This is a genomic window from Syntrophorhabdaceae bacterium (assembly GCA_028713955.1).
Taxonomy (GTDB): Bacteria; Desulfobacterota; Syntrophorhabdia; order Syntrophorhabdales; family Syntrophorhabdaceae; genus UBA5609.
In genome coordinates, this window is the sequence record JAQTNJ010000026.1 from 1 (window position 1) to 22,777 (window position 22,777).

Genomic DNA, 22,777 nt, shown 5'->3' on the forward strand with positions numbered 1-22,777 from the left:
TTTATGAGGAGGCTTATGCTGTCTGTAACCCTTCTACGATCGCCGGCAGGATGTCGCCTGACTTCCCGAATAAGGAAACGTCCGCTGCTTGAGTAATCGGCGTGGGTTCCAGATTCACTTCAATGACAAAGCCGCCGTTGCCCTTGACTGTCTCCGGAAATGAAGCAACAGGATATACTACCCCTGAAGTTCCGACGACCATCAGTGTGTCACACAGGCTCATCACGTTATAAGACGTCTGCAAGGCTTCAGACGGGATAGACTCCCCGAACCAGACAACGTCCGGTCTCAGTATATTCCCACATTCACAAACCGGGGGTATCGTTTTTAAAGGAATATCCATCAGCATCGACGTTCTGTTGTCCCGCGTACAGCGCACTTTCCAGAGATTTCCATGGATCTCAACGATGTTGGTGATCCCTGTTCTTCCGTGGAGACCATCGACATTCTGCGTTATAAGAAAAAAGTTCGGGAAGACCTCTTCAAGCCTCTTTATCGCAAGGTGTCCTGCGTTCGGTTCTGTCTTTCCTATGATCCCCCGTCTCCAGTCGTACCATTTCCATACTGTTACAGGGTCACGCTCGAATGCCCACGGGGTGGCAAGCTCCTCTGCCCTGTAGTTTTGCCACAGACCATCATTCCCCCTGAACGTGGGGATGCCGCTCTCCGCGGAGATCCCGGCGCCTGTTATAACAAGGAGGGATTTCGTATGGCGCAGCCGCTCAATGGTCTTTTCGATATCACTACTCACCTGCTTTGCCTCCCAGAACGGATTTCAGTTTCCGGATCGTCTCCTCGTCCAGCATTTTTCTCTCCTGAGTCATCTTCAGCGCGATCCTGGAGAGTGTTTTATACACATCCTTATAAGCTTCCATATCGTGTATTGCCCGGAGATGTGCCTCCACTGTTTTCAGATCACCCCTTATGACCGGTCCGGTCAGGGACATAAGCGGACCCTTGTTCTCGATATTTTTCAACGTCGCGCGGATGATCGGGAGAAACGGTTCAAGGTCAATATTAATAGTGTCCATGATCTTTTCTCCTGTATAACACAGCGCGCAGAGCAGGTTGCAGACAAATACCGCCGACAGGTGGTAGAGCACCTTGTCATTGCCGCCTATCATTTGTACCCTGTGACCGATCTTTTCGCCGATGAAGGTGAGTGTCTTTAATGCGCCCTCGTCGCCTTCGATGAATATATATGTATCAGGAAGGACAGTTATGGCGCTGTCGATATCGGGGAATGTCTGTAACGGATGTAATGAACCGAGCAGGGCGCCCTTTTCGTCAAGCGGCTTCAGGATCGATGACGGATCAGCGCCGCTTGTATGGAAAAACATCTTCCCATCAAGTGACCCCGTGCCTGCATCTATCTCCCTGACAACATCCTTTATTATCCTGTCCTGTGTGGTGATTGCTATGACATCACAGGTTCTCACAACATCGAGGTTGCTTTTTGTATATGCAACATCTTCAGCGAGATATCTTCTGGCCGTATCAAGCGAAGCGTCCAGAACATCCGAAATGGCACGAACGGCAATACCGCTTCGTTTCATCATAAACCCGGTCGACACACCTACCTTGCCTGCCCCAATGATCCCGACATTCCCGACATTCATCATTCAAAGACCTCCACCGGTAAAAAAAGCATGTTTCTCAGGATCTCCAGCGTTTTTCCGCCTATGGTGTTCATGAAACTGACCTTTACTGCAGGATCATCGATGGGGCCGGAGACGCTGCAGGCCATATAGAGAAAACCACCGTCTTTCTTTTTCAGGATATTCCGTAGAATAGGTATCTTGTCTATTGTCCTGTCGAGGGTAACAAGGGGCGCTATCTGTATGCCAGCGTCTATCTCTCTGGTGTTTAAATTCAGATCCCCCTTGCCTGTAACCACCATAGACGGGCTGTCTATGAGGAAGTTGTCGGTTTGAAAAATACCATCGGTAACAATGAACGTGGCGCCCATCTTTTTATAAACAAGTCCGTCCTTATCAAGATCGACTTTCCCCCTGAAAAGATCATAGATATTCAACACACTGAAGGTCTTGGCAAGGAGATTCCATCGTTTTATCACCCCGTTCCTGCTGTATAGTGTAATATTGCCATCTGCTTTCGAGATCATGGTCTTCAATGTGTCGCCTACTCCGCTCAGATTCCCGTAGATATATGCGTTGCCGTCAATCTCGCCGTTCTTTACACCGAAAGTCTGCAGAAAAAGTCCACTTTTTATCCTGTTTAATCTGCCGTCGACGTACACGTGCGGCTTGTTGCCGGAAAGATCGGCTATTCCATGCAAATCGATCTGTCCGCCAAGGGCATTGGTTCTGAATCGGTCAATGCTTATCTTCCTGTCACTTAATACACCGCTGATCTCCAGATCTTCGGCCTTTATGTTTGAACTCTCCACGGTCTTTGCCTTGATCGATACATTACCGGTCATGCTGGCCATAATGCTGTCTCCGCGGATTACAGGGAACTTTCCTTCGTATTCGTCCCGAAAATCACGGGGATTAAAATAGTCCATATCGACTGACAGGGAAAATTGCGGTGATTGACGACCTTTTATATGGAGTTCGCCCTTCCGGATCGCGCTCTTGCCGCACGCGAAACCGTTTAAGACGATATCAAAGGCATCACCCTTGAAATCAGAAACAAGGTCGATGTTCCTTAAGGGCCTCTTCAACCAGGGCAACCTCAGAAACCCGTTGCGGACCCTCAGATGTCCGACCATATGGGGAAATCTTTTAACAGGCAGGTCCAGGTCTCGTATGGACATTTTGAGCGTTATGTCGCCCTTTGCTGTCTTCTCATTAAAAAAAAAGAGGTGGGCAATCCTTGCAATGTTATCAACATCCAATGCAACATCCATGGACACCTTCCTGTTGCCCTCAACCTTTCCCTTGAGGTCAAGGTTTATGATATCGAGGGTATACCGGAGATCGTGGACGTATACATCCTTCCCTTTCACAGTGACCTCAAAACGCGCTTTATTCGGTATCCCCCTGTCCTTCTTCATATAACCGAGAAGTTCGAAGTAAACATCATCCATGTCCGCATTGCCGTTGATATTCAAGACCCCGTCCTGTGAACTCAGGTCCATGTCAAGGCCCATCAAGCCCGATGTCTCAAAGGGTATTTTTATAAAAGGCCTCAGATGCTCTGTGTCCAGACTGCCTTTTATCAGGAGGCCGAGGGATCCCTTTTTCCATTTCCCCTTGATCGTTATGTGCGTGCTGCCCTTGCTTATTATCAGGGGGTCGAAGGTGATCTCGTCATCCACAAATCTGTAAGAACCCGACGCAGATACTGAAACCTTTTTCCATCGAACATCGGCCTTCCTCAATTCGCCTGCCCCGGAGATCCTGTACCCTGTACCCTCTTTCCCGGAGACCGTCAGCGAACCATCGGTCATCCCGTCTGCGAACTGGAACTCACCGAGGTTTAAAAACGACGGTATATCGCGCAGGTTAACGGAGTATTTGCCTTTTGCCGTGATGCCCTTGTCCTTTATGGTACCGCTGAAATCATACAACCTGCTGCTTCCTGTAAGCCCGCTCATGTTGGCAAAGCTCGTCGTCTCTTCCCGGAGCAATAAAATGCCTTCCACTCCCCGAAAGTCGATACCCTTATACGCTATTGCGACGTCCTTCAACTCGAGCTCGGCATCGACAACCTTCCCCTTAACCAACGAAAGTTTTCGGATCTTTGCCCTGCCATTGCGGACAAAATTCCATATATCAGTGCCTATGGTCTCCGGACCGATCTGTTCGTTAACTGACTCGATGTTGAGAAAACCCGATGTAAGGTTGATCTCATTGACATCATAATGTTCAAACCTGAGGGTGACCCCAAAAGGCGCATCCTTGTAAAGGATGTTTTCCATCTTGATGTCCATCGTATTCCCCACGGCGGACGCCGACAGATCCCCTTTCAGCTCCTTTATGTAAAGTGGTTTTTTCAGGTATTGCCAGTGCAGCTCAAAATCTTTGACACCGAACTGCCCGTCCAGTGCCAGTCTTTTGTTGTGCAGGGTAAAGTTCCCGCTTACGTCGACTTTGCCTTTCGGATCACCGTCAAGCGTCGCAAGATCCACATTGTGGGCATTCACCATGCCTTTGATATCAAACTGTTTTGATCTGTATATCCCTTCGCCTGAGATATTTATCCCGTCAAAATAATCACTGTGTCCGATATCGGCCCTGAAGGTAAAGGGTTTCCCGATATTCATGTTTTCTATGACGATCTCAGAGACAGAAAATTTTTGCTTGTTATACGTCACCGTGCCGTTCTTAACTTCGAGCAATTCCGCCGGAAACGGCAAAAATCCCTTCCCCGCTTTCAATCTGGAGATCGTTACATCGAAATCGGATATTGTCACAGATTTAAAGTAGATGCCCTTCGTTGCGTCCACGGAGATCTTCCAGTCCTTGATGTTCCCTTCCATGACGCCCTTGATATGGATATTCTGAAAGTGAAGGTTGATAATGCCATTCCGGTACCCAAGTCCCGCTTCAGCCACGCGGACCGTGCTGTTCAGAACCCTTCCCAGCGCATAAGCGCTCAACGAAGGCAGACTGAATCTGATGAGCAGGAAGGCAACGATGCACAGGAAAACAAGTATGGAAACTATGTATGCAGCCTTTTTCATGAAGGTGTCCGCGCGAGAGCGAAAAACCCGACCTCCCCGGCATGGGACCGCAATAGCGTCACAGCCGCTTCCCGTGCGGTATATCCGGTCGTGAAGAGATCATCGACGAGGAGTATCCTTTTGTCCTTGATCCTGGCTCTGTCCCGTATGGCGAAAACCCCCCTGACATTCTTTTTTCGCTCTTCTCTGGTAAGGGAGTACTGATCTTTCGTATCTTTTTTCTTCAGAAGGACACTATGTCCTATCTCTCTGCCCGCTATCTTCGCTATCTCTTCGGCAATGATGAACGATTGATTAAATCCCCTCTCTTTTAATCTTTTCTCCGTAACAGGGACAGGAACGATGCAATCAAATGTATCGGCAAATGAGAGGATCTTCTCCTTTGACAAGGAGACTAAACGCCGCCCGATGTCTTTCCTGCCGTTAAATTTAAAGGCATGCATGGCGCTCCTCAGCCTTCCTTCGAAATAAAAACCGTAATGGCCTTTCTGAAATCCTCTGTTTTCTTCAAGGCACCCGCCGCAGACAACGTTCTTACCGATCCATCTTCCACAGACCGGACACGATGATCCCTCATCGACAGCCCTGAAAGACCCGATACAATCCCCGCAGAGGGTACTGCCGTGGTCACCACATCCTCCGCATTGTAAGGGGTAGAAGATATCTAATACAGTTTTTAAGTGATCACGCACCGTACTTGTCAGGCCTGATTGCATGCGCGAGGTACCGGATACCGGTTATGAGCGGTACCCGCGGATGGAGCGAACATGTTCCCGGTATAAGACTGGTGATCATCAGGAACCTGCCCGTGTCCAGTCTTCCCGTTCATAGAGCGTTCTTAACTCTTCCGAGTCTGTATGCATAAACTCTTCTTTTTTCACATTAATGGTGTTCCAGCTGTAGCAGCTTTCACAGAAGTCAGCCCACTCTTCCTGTATCGCCTGGCACTTTGTGCAGATGAAGGGTATATATGCCTGCTCTATCGGGAAGGCACTTCTGAACTCTTCAACGGCGTTTTCCATCTCTCCCCTGTGTATGTATGCCTCGGCCATAGCCCTGTGCAGCCCTTTGAAATCCTCTCCCTCCGCGATCAACGAATCGAGGGTGTCAATGGCCTCATCGATCATCTCCAGCCTCAGGCACAGCCGCGCATAGAGAAAGGATGTGAGGTGATTTTTCGGCGATATGTCGAGGATCCTCATGTAGATCTTCAATATAACCTCAGGGGTTCCCCGGTCAATATAGAGGTCCTCCATCCTGAGAAGAAAGATAATGTGGCCTGTCTTTGAATACCCCCTGCCGTAGACCCTGCCGGCCTCGTTCAACTTGTCCTTTCTTTTGTATACCTCTGCAAGGAGGATATATGCAGGGATGAACCTCTTGTCGTCACTGATGATGTCTTTCAGTTCATCGATAATCTTATCTTCATTTGTCTCAAACTTCTTTTGATACAGCTCATAGATCCGCTCATACCGTATCCCGATGAACCTCCTGTTCTCCTCCTCGGTCTTTATAAATTTTCCTACTCTCTTTTCCAGTTCGTAAGCCTCATTCCAGTCTTTCTTCCATATATAAAAATCCCGCAGCATTGCCAGAGCTTCCAGGTTTGATTCGTTCAGACTCAGGACATCCTTGAGCACAGTCTCCGTCTTTTGAAAGTCCTTCATTGCCCTGAATACCTTCACCTTTTTCAGTAAAACAGCTTCCCTCTTGCCAAGATTCCTCCCGGCCTCGCCAAGGGTTTCCAGGGCTTTTTCATACGCCTCCATGGAGATATACATATCGGCAAGAAAGATAGGGGCCTCTTCGATGTCGGGGAATCTGCGTATGATGCGATCAAGGTTCTCAATCGCCTTCTCCCTGTCCCCTTTCAGATCATAGGATTTAGCCTTTTCAAAGACCTCCCTGAACTCTTCGGTCTTCTTCTCTTTTCTCCCTGTTCTCCAGCCCATAACAGCATTCTTAATGTCATAGAAAAAACTGACGATGATGGAAAAGATGACACCGAGGACAAAGGAGACAACGACAAAGTCAGCCACGGACATCTCGTAATACTTTCCATATCCGATATAAAGCTTAACGTTCTCCTGGTTTAAATTTGAGATATAGAGGTAGAAAAGGAGGAAGACTAAAAAAAGGAAGAAAAAAATCTTGTATCTCATTCCATCAAATTCCTTTCTCTTCCATTAATCGCTTACAGGTAATACAATACCTTGCAACAGGATTTGCTTCAAGTCTTTTTTCGCTGATCTTTTCTTCACATTCTTCACAAACTCCATAGGTCCCTTTTACTATTTTATCAAGGGCGCTGTCTATATCCTTCAGCAGCGTGAGGTCATTGTCGCTGATGCTCATCAGTATGTCTGCGTTGTAGGAATTGCTTGCCGCATCAGCCATATCCTGAATACCGTCCGTACCAAGGCTATAGGAGTCTTCCTTCAGTTTTTTCGCCTTGCTCAGTATGGCGTCTCTCGTCTTCAAGAGTCTCTTCTTGTAATGCTCACGTTCTTGTTTTTTCATTCTCCACCTCTAAGTCCTTATTTTCTTTTTTTAGTCTATATCTCTCTGCCTCGATCCACAGGCTTTCGAGGTCATACAACTCACGGAGACTCTCGAGAAATACGTGGACGATAACGTTCTGATAATCGATAACCACCCAGCGTCCCTCGTAATAACCTTCAATTGAATAGGGTCTTATACCCTCCTCTTTCATGCCCTTTGTTACGGAATCAACGATAGTCTTTATGTGACGTTCGCTTGTCCCGCTTGCCAGGAGGAAATAGTCTGTAATATCGGTAAGTCCGCTGAGTTTGAGGACCAGGATGTCGTTCGCCTTTTTTTCGTCTGCAAGCCTGGCGCATGCGGTTACTGTATCAATGGTTTTCAAATTATGTCCTATATAACCCCCTCTGGTAGATATACCTCTCCACTGAACCGGGGACAAGGTATCGTACCGACCTTCCATTTTTCAGGAGCTCCTTTATTTTTGTAGAAGAGATATCGAGCTGGGTTATCTCGTGAAGATATATCCTCTTGCCGGAGGGGTGCTCAAGGGTACTTTCATCAAGCGCTCTTACTTCGTCCTTCATATCATGAGGCAATGCGTTCAGGAGAGAGGGCTGTTTGCGGGCCGGTCTCGTCATGACGATGAAATGTGCGTGATGGAACAACTCCCTGTACGCGTGCCAGGTGTTTATCTCTGAAAAGGCATCAATGCCGATCAGAAAGTAGACCTCTTTGAATCGTTTCTCAAAACTCTTTAACGTATCGATAGTATATGAAACCCCTCCCCTTCGGATCTCAATCTCTGATGTCTGAAAAAATCTGTTGCCCCTTGTCCCGGCTTTCAGCATGTGAAGTCTGTCCTCTGCTTCAGCGATCCTGCAATCTCTCTTATGAGGGGGCATAAAGACAGGGACAAAAACGATCCTTTCAAGGAAAAATAATTCACGTATCTCCTCTGCAACCCTCAGGTGACCCATATGTACAGGATCAAATGTCCCCCCAAAGATGCCGATCTTCATCATATCCTCAACTGCCCGTCGCCGAATGCGATAAATTTTGTCACCGTCAGCTCTTCAAGGCCCATGGGGCCGAAGGCATGCAGCCTTGTCGTGCTGATCCCCATCTCTGCCCCGAGGCCGAGCTGATACCCATCGTTCAGCCTTGTCGATGCGTTCACCAGCGTTAATGACGAGTTCACCTCGCGGATGAACCTCCATGCGTTGTCATAATCGGCCGTAATAATCGCATCGGTATGACCCGAGCCGTATTGCCTTATATGGGCAATCGCCTCGTCAATGTCCTTCACTATCCGTATGGAAAGTATGAGATCGAGATACTCTTCATACCAGTCCGCGTCTTTAGCCTTCCCGATCGTCTTCAGGATCCTGACCGTTTTGTCACAGCCCCGCAGACGGACCCCCTGTTCCCTGAAGATCTTTTCCATTCCGGGAAGGAACGCCTTTGCAATTGCCTCGTGCACAAGGAGCGTCTCCATGGCGTTGCATGTGGCGGGTTTCTGGGCCTTGGCGTTCAGGCAGACCTTGCGGGCCATTTCGAGTGACGCCGATTCATCGACAAAGATGTGGCATACCCCCTTGTAGTGTTTCAACACGGGGATCCTTGACTGCTCCACGATGCTCCTTATGAGCGCCTCACCGCCTCTCGGTATAACGAGGTCTATGTGATCGTCCATCGTCAGAAGCTCATATATATACGATCTGTCGGCGGTATCTACGAACTGGGCAACATCACCGGGGAGACCTGAACCCTTAAGCGCCGTGAGGATCAAGCGGTAGAGGGCAAGGTTCGAATGGAACGCCTCGGAGCCGCCCTTGAGGATCACGCAGTTGCCGCTTTTCAAACAGAGCGAAAAGGCCTCGACGGTAACGTTCGGTCTCGATTCATAGATAATCAGGATGACGCCGATAGGTATCCGCATCCTCCCAACGGTCATCCCGTTCGGACGCTTCCAGACCTTCACTATCTCGCCGACGGGATCGGGAAGCGCAATAACGTCGCGGATGCTGCCCTGCATCTCACGGATCACCTTGTCGTCGATCTTCAGCCGGTCTATCAAACTCTTTGAAAGTCCTGCCTTTTTTGCCGCTTCGATGTCTTTCCTGTTCTCTTTAAAGAGATAATCCCTTTTCTCTGCGAGCACCTTTTCAAGTTTCCGGAGGACCTGATTTTTGGTCTCTGTCGATGCGTGCGCAAGGATATCCGAAGCCTTTTTTGCCTTCTCTGCCCGTTCTCTTGCCGTCATAAGACCACCATATTGTCCCTGTGGATTACCTCTTCCGTGTATTTATATCCGAGCTTCTTCTCTATATCAACACTTTTCAGACCCCTGATCTGCTCCACGTCGGAAGAGGAATAATTCGTTATGCCCCTGGCAATGACCTTGCCGCTGATATTTTTCACCTCTATGCACTCTCCGATCGAGAAATGGCCTTCCACCTTTATTATCCCCGAGGGCAGAAGGCTCTTGCAGTTGTTCACAACCGCCTTCTCCGCGCCCTCATCGATCAGGACCGTGCCCTTCACTTTGAAGGCGAAGGCCGTCCACCATTTCCTCCGTGCGAGCTTCCTCCCGGGAAGGAAGAGGGTACCGATGTCTTCGCCCCTGACTATCTTCACGATGACATTCTCCCTGTTGCCCGGTACTACCCTCGTGGCAATGCCGTAATGACCGGCCTTCCTGGCAGCCTCAAGTTTGCTCACCATCCCGCCTATGCTCTTCTCGCTTTGCGTCCCTGCCGCCGCCTTTTCAATGTCTTCATCGACCTTCTTCACTACGCGTATCATCAGGGCGTCGGGATACCTGTTCGGGTCCCTCTCATATAGCCCTTCAACATCGGAGAGCAGGAGCAGGAGGTCGGCGCTCGTTATCTGCGCAATGAGGGCCGAGAGGTTGTCGTTATCCCCGAACCTGATCTCTTCAAAGGAGAGGGCGTCGTTCTCATTGATGACCGGTACGATATCCATGGAGATAAGCATATCGAGGGTGTTCGTGAGGTTCAGACAACTGGTCCTGTTCTTGATGTCCTCGTGGGTAAGAAGGATCTGTCCCACGTTCAACCCGTCTTTTTCAAAGGTCTGCATGTACATCTTCATCAGCATGACCTGGCCGATCGAGGCAAGCGCCTGCCTCTTTGCCATCTCCTTCGGTTTCTTCGCAAGGCCAAGGGTCTCCATGCCGCAGGCTATCGCCCCGCTCGATACGACGATAACCTCAACGCCTGCATCCTTTACAGCCTTTACCTGTTTCGATATATTCCGTATCCTTGCAGTACTGATCTTCCCCGCTGCGTCCACAAGGACCGAGGTCCCTATCTTTACAACTATCCTTTTCAAACCGGCAGTATCACACTTCACGGTGCCGCTCACTGTTCCTTTTTTCAAAATCTCCGTCATCACGCACTCCCGATGGTAATCCCCTGATCGCTCACTTCCAGTTTCCTGTTCACCAGCTCGCTTTTCAGTTGATCGATCCCCCATCCCTTGAGAGCGCTCACCGACAGAACCCTTTCGCCTTTTCCCATGAAATAATCTTCCCATCCCATATAGTCGTTGTGCGATATAAGGTCAATCTTATTAAGGGCAATAACCCTTTTCTTACGGAGCAGCTCTTCTTTGTATGAACCAAGTTCAGATAACAATATCCTGTAGTCCTCGTCAGGAGAGCCCGAAGAGGTATCGAGGACAATAAGGAGCATCCCGGTCCTTTCTATGTGTTTCAAAAAACCGATGCCCAGCCCTTTGCCGCCCGAAGCCCCTTCCACGATACCCGGTATGTCGGCAACAACAAATGTAATTTCACCATCCTGCAGCACACCGAGTGATGGTGTTAATGTTGTAAAGGGATAATCACCTATCTTTGGTTTTGCTTCAGTTAAACAGGATATGAGGGTCGATTTGCCGGCATTCGGCAGACCGACAAGCCCTATGTCGGCAAGAAGCTTAAGGACCAGGTGAAGGTGCCTCCCCTGTCCTTCTCCCCCATAATCAAACTCGAGAGGGGTACGATGTGTTGATGACAGAAACCGGCTGTTGCCCCTTCCACCCCTTCCCCCTTTTACGATAACATGGCTTTCGCCGTCTTGTGTAATTTCGCACAGAAGCGAGGTGTCATCCTCACCGTATATAACGGTACCGAGGGGCACAGAGATGTTGATGTCCCTGCCGTTCCTGCCTGTTTTGTTTTTCCCGCTTCCATGTTTACCGTTCTCCGCCCTGTATATACGTTTGTATCTGAAATCCATGAGGCTTGTGAGGCTGCTCATACCGGATATGATTACATCTCCTCCTTTGCCCCCGTCCCCGCCATCAGGTCCGCCGCGCGGGACAAAGCTTTCCCTTCTGAAACTTACACACCCGTTACCGCCTTTACCAGCCTCAACATAGATCTTTGCTTCATCAACAAATTTCATTCAACAGGATAGACATGGGCCTGCTTTTTATCTCCCGCCGATTCAAACCTTACGATCCCATCTATCAGCGCAAAGAGGGTGCGGTCACGGCCCATCCCCACATTGTCGCCCGGGTGAACCTTTGTGCCATGCTGCCTCATAATAATGGTCCCGGCCTTGACGGCCTGACCACCGAAGATCTTCACGCCGAGCCTCTGCCCTTTGCTGTCCCTTCCGTTCCTTGAACTTCCACCAGCCTTTTTATGCGCCATTTCATGCCTCCAGGATGATCTTTTCTATAAGTAATTCGGTGTAGGACTGACGATGCCCCTTCTTTACCTTGTAATCTTTCCGTCTTTTGTACTTAAAGACCGTCACCTTGTCCTCTCGCGCCTGCGCGACAACCTTACCCTGCACATATGCCCCTTTCACAAAGGGCGTTCCCACGATTGCGCCCTGTCCGGCATCGACCATCAGCACATCCTTTAACTGGACATCCTCTCCTTCAGCGGCAGTTATGTACTCCAGTTTTACCTTGTTCCCCTCTGCTATCTTGTATTGCTTGCCTCCGCTCGCGATGATCGCATACATAGACCTTCTCCTTACTCTTATTTGAAAAAAAACACACTATAGTATGATAATTACTGCGAAAAAGTCAATAGAGAAAAAGCGTACGAAGGTGAGCGTCCTATCTTGTGAGCAACACCGGACAGAGTGCGCCCTTCAGAACGTTCCTCGCCACACCCCCGATTAAGTATTTTGCGATGCCGGATTGGCCAAGTGATGCAATGACAATGAGGTCAACCTTCTCCTCTTTCGCCTCCCGTAATATCTCATCGTATATGATTCCCGTCGCAATACTGGTATGGACCTCTACCTCCTTAGATTGCGGGAATTTTTCAAACTGTTTTTTCAGGCTGTTATACGCAGCATCAACAGCTTGCCTTTTAAGCTCTCCTATCATCTCTTCGCTGATGTTGTAATCGATGGCGCACCGGTATGTTGCCGGATAGATTACATGGAAAAGATAGACCGTGGCGTTATACTGTCTGGCTATATCCAGGGCCTGATCTAGGGCCCTGTCAGAATGCTCGGAAAAATCTGTCGGAACGAGGATCTTTGTTGGTTTTAACATTGGTATCACCCCCTTCACTTGCATGGGTCCGGAAAGAGGACCCAACTGTCCGGTGCAGCGTTGAACACGTTATTTCGTCAGCAGCACAGGACATTTTGCTCCCTTTAGAACGTTTCTCGCAACACCTCCGATCAAGTATCGCGCGATCCCTGTTCTCCCGAGGGATGCTATGACAATGAGATCGATAGCCTTCTCTTCCTGCACCCTGAGTATCTCTTCGGCAGGAATACCGTTTGTCACTTCGGAGATCACCTCCACTTCCTTGCTCTGCGGAAATTTGCCGATCTGCTTCCTGAGCTTGTTTTTTGCCTCTTTGACCAATGATTTCTCGTATTTCTGCAACACCCTGGGGGTAATGGTAATGTCAGAATAGTCATCTGTCAAAGCCCTTTGGATCCTCTCGTGGACAACGTGTAAGGCATACACTTTTGCCTTGTACTCGACGGCAATATCCAGCGCTTGCTGTAATGCTTTATCGGAATATCCTGAAAAATCGGTGGGCACAAGGATCTTTGTTGGCATAAGCATATCACACCCCTCCTTTCATGGTAAATCTTGCAACATTGCCGATCATCTTTTAATTATTACCTATCCTCCTATTTTAATAATAGCACCCATGTGTCGTTTGTCAATGAAGGAGGCAGCGGAGAGCAGAAATGGGAGGATGAGAGGATGGGAAGATGGGGGGATGGGAAGAGCAGATACTCGTCACTCGATGCTGGTTTGATACATTGCAAGAAGCAAGATACGAGGAACAAGGTTTCTGGTATCGTCATCGCGAGGAATTCTTTTTTTATCGTCATCGCGAGGAATTCTTTTTTTTATTGTCATCGCGAGGAATTCTTTTTTTTATCGTCATCGCGAGGAGCAAAGCGACGTGGCGATCCAAGGGGGTAAAATCTATTGAATGAGATTGCCGCGCTCCGCTCGCAATGACACAGGGTTTGCTATCAGCCACGAACCGTCTTTCCTTTCGTCCTTCGTCTTAAGCGGAGCGGACGTCCCTCGGTTCTTCCCCTTACGACTCACGCTTTACGATTCACGGGATTAGTGAGTAGAAATGCCTTTTGATCTCTGGTGATGTGCGGCTGAAATCATATTTACCGATGAAACTTTCAACAGAGATGTTTTTTGCCTCCCTGAATATGGCGTTGACCCTGGCGAATATTTCACCATTTTGATCCTCCATCCATGCCGTTGCAAGAACATCCCGTTTCTTGATGCTGAGAAATTTCCCCTTCGCGATATAAGGTGTATTACACATGACAGGTTTCAGAAAATCCATCTCCGTATGCCGTGTCATGCAGATCTTCTTTGTTTCCATAAAGATGGCATACCAGAGGATAACATCAAGGATGCCGAAGATCATGCCTCCGTGTAAAACGTCTGTGTACCCTTCGAAACGGTTATCGATATTCACATCGCAGTACACGACACCCTTATCGTACATCATTTTCAGTTGCAGGCCATCTTTTCTCTCGAATCCACAAAAAAAAGAGTCCGTATAAACCGGTAGAACACCCATTGCCTTTGTCCTCCTTCTCTTCTGCTCCTCTCATCCTCTCACCTTCTGTATTTACAGGTACCTCATCCCCAACTGTCCGCATCCCCCGCATATGTCCTGGCCCCTTGAATCCCGTATGATCGTCGTAAAATACCGATCGAGAAGATATGAGTGGAATCTTTTTATTGATGCAGGTTCCGGTGTTTTAAATTCCAGGTATGGTGACTCGTTATAGGGGATAAGGTTGATCTTACACTTTACACCTTTTAAAAGTTCAGCAAGCCTTTTCGCATCGTCAAGCGAATCATTGACACCTCTTAACAAGACGTATTCGAAGGTAATCCTTGTCCTGTTCGGTAGTTTGAATGCCTTCACGAACTGGATGATCTTTCCAATGGAATACAGTCTGTTGATGGGCATGATCGATGTCCGCGTTCCATCATCCGCCGCATTGAGGGAGATGGCAATGACGGCCGTCTTCGGCTCCAGCGTCTTCAGACCTTCAACAAGACCGACAGAAGAGATGGTGATCCTCCTGTATGAAAAATCAAGACCGAGGGTATTCTTTATGATATCAAGGGCAGGCATCACATTGTCCAGATTATCGACGGGTTCCCCCATACCCATGAGAACGATGTTCGTTATCCTTTCACCGGAGCCTTTTTTCAGGTCTTCTTTCACTGCCACGACCTGACCTACGATCTCGTGCACATCAAGATTTCTCTTGAAACCCATCCTGCCGGTGACACAAAACCTGCATCCCATCCGGCACCCGACCTGGGTTGATACGCAGAGGGTGTTCCTGTCTTTTTCAGGTATGAGAACGCTTTCTATGATATGTCCGTCCTCAGCAGAAAATGCAAATTTCTTGGAGCCGTCCTTCGATACGAGCGCCTCCTTCACCTGGAGCAGATCGGTAGAAAAGGTATCCTTGAAAATTTTACGGAGGCTCTTGGGTATATTGGTCATCTCGTCGAAGTCCAGGATGCCCTGGTTATAGACCCACCTGTAGAGCTGCCTTGCCCTGTATTTTTCTTTGCCCGATGCGCCTATCGCCTTTTCAAGCTCGGGAAGGGTGAAACCGAAAAAACTCTTCATTATATTTGGTTTTTCTCCGTATTGGATAGCCGTCTAATGCCCACATACAATACCAGAAAACACGGGGGCTTTCAAGGATTTAAGCAGTGAATAGTAGATAGCCGGCAGCAACAGATTTGGTCTGTCTGGTCTATTTGGTCTGTCTGGTCTATTTAGTCTATTTGGTCTATCTGGTCTATTTGGTCGATAGTGAAAGTCCTCGTAATTCGTGAATCGTAATTCGTGAATGGGTGAACCCTGTGAAAGGTGAGAGAACCCGTAATTCGTGAATGGGTGAACCCAATGCAAGGTAAATGCGTCATTGCGAGCGGAGCGCGGCGTTTTGTCATTGCGAGCCCGCAGGGCGCGGCAATCCCATCTTTTGAGATCACTACTTCACTTCACCCCTCGCACCTTGTGCTTTTCCACTTATGTCTCACGAATTACGAATTACGGTTGTTCTCCCCTTGCGTCTACGAGGTTTTAACCGGTATCCAGCGACGAGTATCTGCTCTTCTCACCTTCTCATCCCCTCATCTTCCCATTCTCTCATCTTCCGCTCTCCGCTGCCTTATAGATTTACAATGAGGGAATTGCCCGTTTTGAATCCTTTGATCGCGGCCCCGGAGATCTTTTTGAAAAACAGGGCGATCAGCTCTCTGTCCTGCGGTTCATCAACGTAGTCTTTTGTTCTCCGGTCGTAGGCAATAAACCTCTTTTCAATGAGGAGGGTCCTCATGACAATGTCGTCGTGTCCGTTCCTCCCACACTGCACTTCGAGGAGGTCGCTCAGCCTCCGCAGGCCGGGATCCCTGTCGAGGAGCTGTTTCACGACATTGATGAACCTGACAAGCTTCATGAATGTGAAGATGGCATCACGCGGGAGAAAGGGGTTGACGAGCGCCATATAACTCGATCGCAGTGTTTTTATATCTCCTTGCCGGAAACTGCCCGATACCTCATCGAATATGCGGCTTCCCGGCGCAAGGTAAAAGATGCTCGGACCGAGCAGCGCCCTCTTCCCCATGAGAAAAAGGATAGTCTCCGTAATATCTTCCGGTCTCTGGTCCGGCAGCCCTATGATAAAATGGATCTCCACGTCAAAACTGGACGCTTCCAGGAACGGCAGCAGCGTGAGGAAGTTTGCCGGCACCGCCCGTTTCTGTTGCTCTATGATAGACCCGGATATATCGACAAGAGAGAAGTTCAAGCGCCGGAAACCTGCGTCCCACATATTCTCCAGCGTCCTCATGTCCATCGTCTCCGCGTAGATGCCGTTCATCGCGGAGAGGGTCATCCCTTTTCCGTTGAGGAGGGAAAGGACCGTATTGAAAAAGGCAAGGTCGAGGTTCAGCATATCATCCTCGAAATCGATAGCCCTGATCCCGTAGTCAATACAGGATGATATCTCCCGCTCTATGCTTCCCATTGCCCTTTTCCTGTACGGGACAGGGGGCTTGCCGCAGAAGGTACAGCGGAAAGGGCAGCCCCGCGACGTGAGAAAGAAGGTATAGTTCTTTCCGCCTATCCGGTAATCGCCAGGGTTCAGCAGATCCCTCGCGGGGATGCGGTCGATGTCCCTTTCGATCGCTATGTCCGATATGAAATGATCGCCGTTGTGCTTCGAAGAAACCCCCAGTATATCGATGACGGCCTTTCCCGTGCCTGACCGTATCATGTTGACAAGGGCGGCAAGGGGCGTCTCGCCCTCCCCCCGTATGACGTAGTCTACATAAGGGCTCTGCAACAGGTGATGCGGAAAGAGCGTGGGGTGCGTGCCGCCCATGACAGTTATGATGTCATTGCTGACCTGCTTTGTTATCTTCGCTACCTCAAGGGCTTCGAGGGAATAAGTCGTGTATGAGGAGGTAATGGCAACGACATCAGGCGCGTGCTGCCTGATCGTCGCCTCAATCTCCTTTCTATCTGCGCCGAAACGGTAGTACCGGCGGAAGAGCGAGAAGGGAGAATAATGTGTGTCCCGGTAGTAGTCCTGCAATTCAGGAAACGGATGGCTGTTAATGACCTTCGGCCTTCTGTTGCTCCGCAGATCGATAATCGAGACGTCGCATATGTCCCTGATCGCCGCCGCAAGGTAGGCTAGCGCAAGCGGATACGTCCGTATAGACGTGTCATAAAAATCCTCAATAGGCGGCTGTATCAGAAGTACTTTCACGGAAAGATTATAAACTAAGGCGGTGAATAGTCGATAGCATAAAATCAGTGAATAGTCGATAGTGAATAGTGATAAAGGCGGTGGATAGTGAATGGTGAATAGTGAATAGCAAGAGACAAAAAAACCAAAAAAAACAATAAAAACAGTGAATAGTAAGGATGAGCATCGGCGTCGGAATTATTCCCGCAAATACGCACATTCCGCTCAATACCGAATTGCCTTCATGCATATAGCTTCGTTGCCGTCGTCGTCATTGACTCGACGTACAATTTGTACGCCTCCGTCGCCTCCTCCTCGTCGCCTCGCTCTATATTTGAATACAAATCGGTATTAAAGCGGCTTACATTCGCTCGCGTTTAAGCTTCGGAACTTTTGCTTCGCAAAAGACCGAGCTTCCTCGCCTCACGACGGTTTGCTACAGGATACCCCGGCACCGATGCCCTACTATCATTTATGGAGTTTTATCTCTCTGTCCTTCTCACTTTCTGCCCGTCTATGGTTTCATTGTCTCTGTGCCTAACCCCTTCGTCCGATGCTCAGAGAATTTTATAATTTTATGGACGTCCCCCCCCTACTACATAGCCTGTTTGAGACGTGTGACCGGGTCGAGAAGGTAGTGGCGTTCATAGGACTTGCCCCAAGGGAGTTTATCTCAGGCAGTTCCATCAAGGGCAAGGCCAGACTCTCCAAGATAGGTCATGCTCGATTACGGAAGGCCCTCTACATGCCTGCATTGGTATCAATTCAGTGTAACCCAATCATCCAGACCTTCTACGATCGTTTAAAGGAAAAGGGAAAGAATGGCAAAGTCATTGTGTGCGCTATCATGCGTAAGCTGATACACCTCATCTTTGGTATCCTGAAATCGGGGAAGCCATTTGACCCGAACTATAGACCACATTGCGCTTGACAGGGAGAACGGTATCTACTTATCGAGTATGGAACGCACAACAGAAAGTTGCAGAGTACGGAAGAAAATAGAGTATAATGCCTGAACTCTCAGGGAAGCAGGGCAGTTCCCCACCCATCCCGTGGAACGGATTGTTATACATCAATTATCTCGCCCATCTCTCCAAATCCCTTCCGCATCCTTAAGTAACTCAAAAAATTCCTCATGTCTAAGGACTAAATCTTTATTGTATCTATTAATTTTTGCTTTCTGTCTGCTTAGCAGGCTTTTAATATAATTTTTTTGTTCATATCTACAAAGGAAATAGAATGCTTCATAGAAGTCAATTATAACCTGATTTCCGTGTTTTGCTCTTAATTTATTAAACATCTTTTTTACCTCAGATGCTCTCATGTTAGCGTGATCGATCTTTATCAAGTTCAAGTAGCAAATAAATCTCTCAAATGAAGAATCAAACACAATTTTATTTACTAAAAAAGTTACTCGTGAAAAGCTGTATACACCTTCCTGTTTTGATAACCATGTAAAATATTGCTGTTCACTCTTGAATGGCGCATAAAGATTTTTCATCAATAAATCGAACTCTTTAAGATAATTTACATTTGAACCAATTTCTTTTATACGTGTCTTAAAGTCGAGGAATATTCCCCTAAATCGAGCATAATAGGCGTTAACTGACTCATATCTACTTGTAGGCAATAATTCTATAATTCTATTGAAAGCATTGTCGATTTTACTAAGAGATGAATTTATTTGTTTCTGAGCTGTTTCATATTCACCATTCTCTACCAAGATAGTATTTAAACTTTGGTCAAGTACAGAAGAGATCAACAGCGAAAAGAAATTCATTCTGTCCTCGAAAGGAATCGATTTAAGTTCATTGAATAATAAGCTAACATTGCTGCTGAAGTCCCTCCTAAATTTATCCTCCTCTTTCTCCTGTTCATACCCAAAATACGCAGTGAACAAAGGCTGGATAAATAATTCAATTTTCTCAAAATTATCTTTTAGTCTATATCCCCACACTATGAAGGTAGAATTATCCACCCTATCAAAAAACCAATGTAAGGTATTCGGCTTATATAGAAATAGCGGGATAGACTCCTGGGGGAAATTAACAAAATTTACTTTTACAGGATATGGCATTGAAGGACCATTCTCAATCAATAACCTATGCATTGTCTCCTGAAAATAAGCTGAATACTCATCGCTTACAAGGAAAGTTTCAGCATCTACATTAAATAATGGAAAAATCACCACATTTATTTCATCCTTCTTTAAGTTGAAGTGAGTCAAAGGATTGAAGAAATAAATTCTCACTATCAAAGCTATGAATACCAATACCCAAACGGCGACCACCTTAAAAGATGGATATTTATTTATTCTCCAGTATACATACAACAATATATGAACAACGCAAAGAAATACTATCAGCAATTCTATCTTGTGATTAGTAAGGAACAATAAGCTTTTCCAAAGAGGATAAAAAAAATAATTTCGAATGGATTCTGTTGGAGTTAGTCCAATGAATCCCATTAATTTCATTATGATATCAAATAGTTTCACGATTACCCTATTATTATGGATAGAACAAGGTGCATTCCACTTGCAACTGCACCACATGAAATAATATGAGCCACGACCACGAGGGACGTAGTTGACGATCTTGACTTATCACTATTTTCTCAATATGGTGCCCTCTCTTTTTTTGCATACCGACAAAAGAAGAGTTAGTCACGATAGTCAACTACGTCCCTACCTGTATACATTCCCAGCTGCGAAGAGTTCCATTCCAGCAGGAATATGCCCAGCCTTCAGAACAGCATCTACGGCGGATTGTCTTTCGGCTTTCAGGTCTGAGTAAGTTGATGAGATGAATACCTGCAACTTCTTTTTCATTGTATCAGTTCTCCTTGGCAGAACGTTTGAACTATGTGGCGCGACTTTTTGCGTCCACACCAGTAACTGGTTAACCTATCTAAAGTTCGCCAATGCTTTTCAATAATGCATCGTATTGAGCACGATCTTTTTCTTGCATTTTATCTAGAACATAATTGGCTAGTTTAGGAATTTCAGGAATTTCTACAGGCCGCATACTCCGGTCAAATATTTCTTCTAAATGAGATAGTTCATTATCCATTCTGTTGGTTAAATCAATAGCGGCCTGATCCTCCTTAAAAAACAGGCTTAGTTTTTCTTTTATATCCTGTTGGACAGGATATTTATAAAACAGGTATGCTTCTAAAAATTTTCGTAGATTATTCCCAAAATTATAAAAACATTCGTGCTCTTCATTAGCATTTTCAACTTGAGTGCATTTGTAAATCTGATGAAATAGATAATTGAATTCCGTGATATAGTTTTTCAAATAATCGGGCATTACTCGAATTTTGCTTTCTTTTTCGCTAATTTTATCAATTAGAAAATATCGCGATTCTTCCTTCTTACGAGCCCTGGAAAGACGTTTTAGGTATTTCAAGAAATCCAGATTATGAGTCGAAATAAACAGCTGCTTGTAATGGTATCCATTTGATCCATCATCCTTTTTGTATGGTCTTGCCAATACGCTTTCTATCAAACTGAAAATAAAAAATATGTGGTTGTAATCAAGGCTCGAGACCGGATCATCAATCCAAATTATCAGCTCTTTGTTTTTTGTTTCGATATCCTCAAGCCGTGCTATAAAATAGCAAAAGGCTACCAAACTGCATTCACCCTCACTGAGGTTATGAGCTTCCTCCTCACCTCGTAAAATCTTGAAGGTTACACCGACTTCATCCTCACCTTCAACGGCGGCCAAGCGAAGGCCCTTGTGTCCGAAATAATGATTCAGATATTTGTTGACCTTTTCGGCGCCTTGGCTTTCATCCTTCATACTTGCTTTAAGTTCAGTGATCTTTTTCTCTAGTTCTTTGATTTTATCGGCTGTTTCTCCTTTATCCTTTAGCTTGGCAGCTTCTTCATCAGCTAGTTTGCTGATTTTATTTTGTTCGCTAGCGTGATCGATATCCCTTATAAACGTGCCAACCTCATTTAAGCGCAACTCTTCCCTAGCCTTTCTCTGGTCATCGATCAGGGATGTTGATTTTTCATTATGCTTATCTATCAATTTATTTATTTCATCTATGCACTCATTAATTGAAGAGGAATTGTCGGTAAGGAGCACTATTTTCTTTGTTTGGAAAATATTTTTTATCCTATCCTCCACGTCTGCAATCAAGCTGTCCAAAATATCTAAATACTTTTTTATCTCTTTTCCTAGGATCTTGTTTTGTGATTTTAATTTTGTTTGATAGGTGGAGTAGAAGTCTTCCTCTTTGATAGAGGTGATGTTTTTGGTGGCTTCTTTCTCTTCATTTATAGCCACGATAAGGGATTTGATATTTTGACGAAGGATTTCCGATTCCTTACTGAAGTGAGCATCTAGTTTGTCCCATAGGTCTTCAGGAAGAACGGCGCCACAAAATGCGCATTTGGTCCTTTTGTTTTTGTGGTGCTCAATACCATCCCGGACCCATTCTTGTAATAGATGGTTGTTTAACAGTTCTTGGATTGATTTAGTCGGTTTGATCTCCATGGCAAGGAGCTGTTCGGCTTTTTCATACAGTGAGATGAAGGAGGCGTTGAATTTGGATATTGGTGAAATATTGTCCTTGCTCTCCTCTTTTAGGAGTTTTTTTCTAGATTCAACTTCGTCCTGTTCTAACAATTGAATTTTATTTCTGACTATCCTTTCAATGTCGGCTTTGATCTTGGTTATGGTATAATTGACGTCATTGTATATCGGATTTGTCTTTATGCTTTGGTTCGCTTTGATTCGGAGCTTATTATCAAGAGCCGATTCGGCCGAGTCCTTTTCAGACTTTTTTATTACATAAGCATCTGTTTTGTTTTTCAACTCGAACTTAAGACCAGTTTCTTCTGTTTCGCTTCCTAATATTTTTTCTTTTTCGGCAATCTCATTTTCAATTGCAACGTTGGATTCGCCAAGTATCGCAAAAGGCTTTATCGTGCCGTCTTCATCAGTCAGTAATCTTAAATTCTCACCGATATAATCCCTATTATACACCCGAATGGCATATGAACAATTCGCAACATCTAAATGGCACATTCGGTCCGCACCGGTGTGTTCGAGTTCAAAAGTGGCGTTCGGGTACTTTTCGTTCAGCTCACCTTTTTCAAGGGAACGAAATATGCGGGATATGGTTGTCTTGCCGGAATAATTGCGGCCGTAAATTATGTTTATGTTTTTGAATTCAACTACATTATTCTCCTTGTCACGGACTGTCGCATTCCAATCAAAATTATTAAAAACAGCATATTTGTCTATTTTTATGATTTTGGTGAACATGAGTACTCCACCAGGGCGGAGGGGACGTTCTTAAGAAATTAAACAAAGTCTACTGCTAC

Annotated in this window: 22 protein-coding genes; 1 reads left to right on the forward strand and 21 read right to left on the reverse strand. The window is 46.5% G+C overall.

What is annotated here, in order from left to right; genetic code table 11:
• Nucleotides 1-13: 13 nt before the first annotated feature.
• The 18 genes from PHU49_04060 to PHU49_04145 all read right to left on the reverse strand — a co-directional run bounded on the left by PHU49_04060 (nt 14) and on the right by PHU49_04145 (nt 17,457).
• The gene (locus PHU49_04060; protein MDD5243169.1) at nt 14-751 is read right to left on the reverse strand and encodes an NAD-dependent deacylase; all 738 of its coding nucleotides are present in this window, start codon (nt 749-751) and stop codon (nt 14-16) included.
• Nucleotides 744-1,622: a DUF2520 domain-containing protein gene (locus tag PHU49_04065; protein MDD5243170.1), complete on the reverse strand. Its 879-nt coding sequence runs from the start codon at nt 1,620-1,622 to the stop codon at nt 744-746. Before PHU49_04065 ends, PHU49_04060 begins: the two co-directional genes overlap by 8 nt.
• A complete protein-coding gene (locus PHU49_04070) occupies nt 1,619-4,651 on the reverse strand; it encodes an AsmA-like C-terminal region-containing protein (protein ID MDD5243171.1) in 3,033 nt (1,010 codons plus the stop codon). Before PHU49_04070 ends, PHU49_04065 begins: the two co-directional genes overlap by 4 nt.
• Nucleotides 4,648-5,343 (reverse strand): ComF family protein, encoded by a 696-nt coding sequence (locus tag PHU49_04075; protein ID MDD5243172.1) that lies wholly within the window; start codon nt 5,341-5,343, stop codon nt 4,648-4,650. The genes PHU49_04070 and PHU49_04075 overlap by 4 nt, the downstream gene beginning before the upstream one ends.
• A 102-nt stretch (nt 5,344-5,445) precedes the next feature.
• Nucleotides 5,446-6,813 (reverse strand): tetratricopeptide repeat protein, encoded by a 1,368-nt coding sequence (locus tag PHU49_04080; protein MDD5243173.1) that lies wholly within the window; start codon nt 6,811-6,813, stop codon nt 5,446-5,448.
• 4 nt (nt 6,814-6,817) lie between these two features.
• Entirely contained in the window at nt 6,818-7,171 is a 354-nt protein-coding gene (locus tag PHU49_04085) for a TraR/DksA family transcriptional regulator (protein MDD5243174.1), read from the reverse strand.
• On the reverse strand, nt 7,152-7,538 hold the full coding sequence (gene rsfS, locus PHU49_04090; protein MDD5243175.1) for a ribosome silencing factor: 387 nt from the start codon (nt 7,536-7,538) through the stop codon (nt 7,152-7,154). Before rsfS ends, PHU49_04085 begins: the two co-directional genes overlap by 20 nt.
• Before the next feature lies 1 nt (nt 7,539).
• The gene (gene nadD / locus PHU49_04095; protein MDD5243176.1) at nt 7,540-8,178 is read right to left on the reverse strand and encodes a nicotinate-nucleotide adenylyltransferase; all 639 of its coding nucleotides are present in this window, start codon (nt 8,176-8,178) and stop codon (nt 7,540-7,542) included.
• Entirely contained in the window at nt 8,175-9,419 is a 1,245-nt protein-coding gene (locus tag PHU49_04100) for a glutamate-5-semialdehyde dehydrogenase (protein MDD5243177.1), read from the reverse strand. Before PHU49_04100 ends, nadD begins: the two co-directional genes overlap by 4 nt.
• Nucleotides 9,416-10,570 (reverse strand): glutamate 5-kinase, encoded by a 1,155-nt coding sequence (gene proB, locus PHU49_04105; protein ID MDD5243178.1) that lies wholly within the window; start codon nt 10,568-10,570, stop codon nt 9,416-9,418. Before proB ends, PHU49_04100 begins: the two co-directional genes overlap by 4 nt.
• Nucleotides 10,570-11,586: a GTPase ObgE gene (gene obgE, locus PHU49_04110; GenBank protein ID MDD5243179.1), complete on the reverse strand. Its 1,017-nt coding sequence runs from the start codon at nt 11,584-11,586 to the stop codon at nt 10,570-10,572. Before obgE ends, proB begins: the two co-directional genes overlap by 1 nt.
• Nucleotides 11,583-11,837 (reverse strand): 50S ribosomal protein L27, encoded by a 255-nt coding sequence (gene rpmA, locus PHU49_04115; protein ID MDD5243180.1) that lies wholly within the window; start codon nt 11,835-11,837, stop codon nt 11,583-11,585. The genes obgE and rpmA overlap by 4 nt, the downstream gene beginning before the upstream one ends.
• A 1-nt stretch (nt 11,838) precedes the next feature.
• Nucleotides 11,839-12,156, reverse strand: a complete 318-nt coding sequence (gene rplU, locus PHU49_04120) for a 50S ribosomal protein L21 (GenBank protein MDD5243181.1) — start codon at nt 12,154-12,156, stop codon at nt 11,839-11,841.
• A gap of 97 nt (nt 12,157-12,253) precedes the next feature.
• Nucleotides 12,254-12,700, reverse strand: a complete 447-nt coding sequence (locus PHU49_04125; GenBank protein MDD5243182.1) for a universal stress protein — start codon at nt 12,698-12,700, stop codon at nt 12,254-12,256.
• Between the two features lie 69 nt (nt 12,701-12,769).
• Nucleotides 12,770-13,222, reverse strand: coding sequence for a universal stress protein (locus tag PHU49_04130; protein MDD5243183.1), 453 nt, complete (start codon nt 13,220-13,222; stop codon nt 12,770-12,772).
• A gap of 517 nt (nt 13,223-13,739) precedes the next feature.
• Nucleotides 13,740-14,225: a PaaI family thioesterase gene (locus PHU49_04135; protein ID MDD5243184.1), complete on the reverse strand. Its 486-nt coding sequence runs from the start codon at nt 14,223-14,225 to the stop codon at nt 13,740-13,742.
• A gap of 51 nt (nt 14,226-14,276) precedes the next feature.
• Nucleotides 14,277-15,302: a 23S rRNA (adenine(2503)-C(2))-methyltransferase RlmN gene (gene rlmN, locus PHU49_04140; protein ID MDD5243185.1), complete on the reverse strand. Its 1,026-nt coding sequence runs from the start codon at nt 15,300-15,302 to the stop codon at nt 14,277-14,279.
• Between the two features lie 550 nt (nt 15,303-15,852).
• Entirely contained in the window at nt 15,853-17,457 is a 1,605-nt protein-coding gene (locus PHU49_04145) for a cobalamin-dependent protein (protein MDD5243186.1), read from the reverse strand.
• Nucleotides 17,458-18,013: 556 nt separating this feature from the next.
• On the opposite strand from PHU49_04145, the gene PHU49_04150 reads away from it, so the two are divergent.
• Complete coding sequence (locus PHU49_04150) at nt 18,014-18,367, forward strand: transposase (protein ID MDD5243187.1); 354 nt, start codon at nt 18,014-18,016, stop codon at nt 18,365-18,367.
• Nucleotides 18,368-18,508: 141 nt separating this feature from the next.
• Here PHU49_04150 and PHU49_04155 read toward each other — a convergent pair whose 3' ends face one another.
• From PHU49_04155 to PHU49_04165, 3 genes are all read right to left on the reverse strand, one after another.
• Nucleotides 18,509-19,708 carry a hypothetical protein gene (locus tag PHU49_04155; protein MDD5243188.1) on the reverse strand — a complete coding sequence of 400 codons (1,200 nt, stop codon included), beginning with the start codon at nt 19,706-19,708 and terminating at the stop codon, nt 18,509-18,511.
• Nucleotides 19,709-20,122: 414 nt separating this feature from the next.
• Nucleotides 20,123-20,266: a DUF4062 domain-containing protein gene (locus PHU49_04160; GenBank protein ID MDD5243189.1), complete on the reverse strand. Its 144-nt coding sequence runs from the start codon at nt 20,264-20,266 to the stop codon at nt 20,123-20,125.
• A gap of 79 nt (nt 20,267-20,345) precedes the next feature.
• On the reverse strand, nt 20,346-22,718 hold the full coding sequence (locus PHU49_04165; GenBank protein MDD5243190.1) for an AAA family ATPase: 2,373 nt from the start codon (nt 22,716-22,718) through the stop codon (nt 20,346-20,348).
• Between the last annotated feature and the right edge of the window lie 59 nt (nt 22,719-22,777).

Coding starts and splice junctions, on each gene's coding strand:
- PHU49_04065 (MDD5243170.1), bottom strand. CDS start 1,622: ATGATGAATGTCGGGAATGTCGGGATCATTGGGGCAGGCAAGGTAGGT.
- PHU49_04070 (MDD5243171.1), bottom strand. CDS start 4,651: ATGAAAAAGGCTGCATACATAGTTTCCATACTTGTTTTCCTGTGCATC.
- PHU49_04080 (MDD5243173.1), bottom strand. CDS start 6,813: ATGAGATACAAGATTTTTTTCTTCCTTTTTTTAGTCTTCCTCCTTTTC.
- PHU49_04085 (MDD5243174.1), bottom strand. CDS start 7,171: ATGAAAAAACAAGAACGTGAGCATTACAAGAAGAGACTCTTGAAGACG.
- nadD (MDD5243176.1), bottom strand. CDS start 8,178: ATGATGAAGATCGGCATCTTTGGGGGGACATTTGATCCTGTACATATG.
- PHU49_04100 (MDD5243177.1), bottom strand. CDS start 9,419: ATGACGGCAAGAGAACGGGCAGAGAAGGCAAAAAAGGCTTCGGATATC.
- proB (MDD5243178.1), bottom strand. CDS start 10,570: ATGACGGAGATTTTGAAAAAAGGAACAGTGAGCGGCACCGTGAAGTGT.
- obgE (MDD5243179.1), bottom strand. CDS start 11,586: ATGAAATTTGTTGATGAAGCAAAGATCTATGTTGAGGCTGGTAAAGGC.
- rpmA (MDD5243180.1), bottom strand. CDS start 11,837: ATGGCGCATAAAAAGGCTGGTGGAAGTTCAAGGAACGGAAGGGACAGC.
- rplU (MDD5243181.1), bottom strand. CDS start 12,156: ATGTATGCGATCATCGCGAGCGGAGGCAAGCAATACAAGATAGCAGAG.
- PHU49_04125 (MDD5243182.1), bottom strand. CDS start 12,700: ATGTTAAAACCAACAAAGATCCTCGTTCCGACAGATTTTTCCGAGCAT.
- PHU49_04130 (MDD5243183.1), bottom strand. CDS start 13,222: ATGCCAACAAAGATCCTTGTGCCCACCGATTTTTCAGGATATTCCGAT.
- PHU49_04135 (MDD5243184.1), bottom strand. CDS start 14,225: ATGGGTGTTCTACCGGTTTATACGGACTCTTTTTTTTGTGGATTCGAG.
- rlmN (MDD5243185.1), bottom strand. CDS start 15,302: ATGAAGAGTTTTTTCGGTTTCACCCTTCCCGAGCTTGAAAAGGCGATA.
- PHU49_04150 (MDD5243187.1), top strand. CDS start 18,014: ATGGACGTCCCCCCCCTACTACATAGCCTGTTTGAGACGTGTGACCGG.
- PHU49_04160 (MDD5243189.1), bottom strand. CDS start 20,266: ATGAAAAAGAAGTTGCAGGTATTCATCTCATCAACTTACTCAGACCTG.
- PHU49_04165 (MDD5243190.1), bottom strand. CDS start 22,718: ATGTTCACCAAAATCATAAAAATAGACAAATATGCTGTTTTTAATAAT.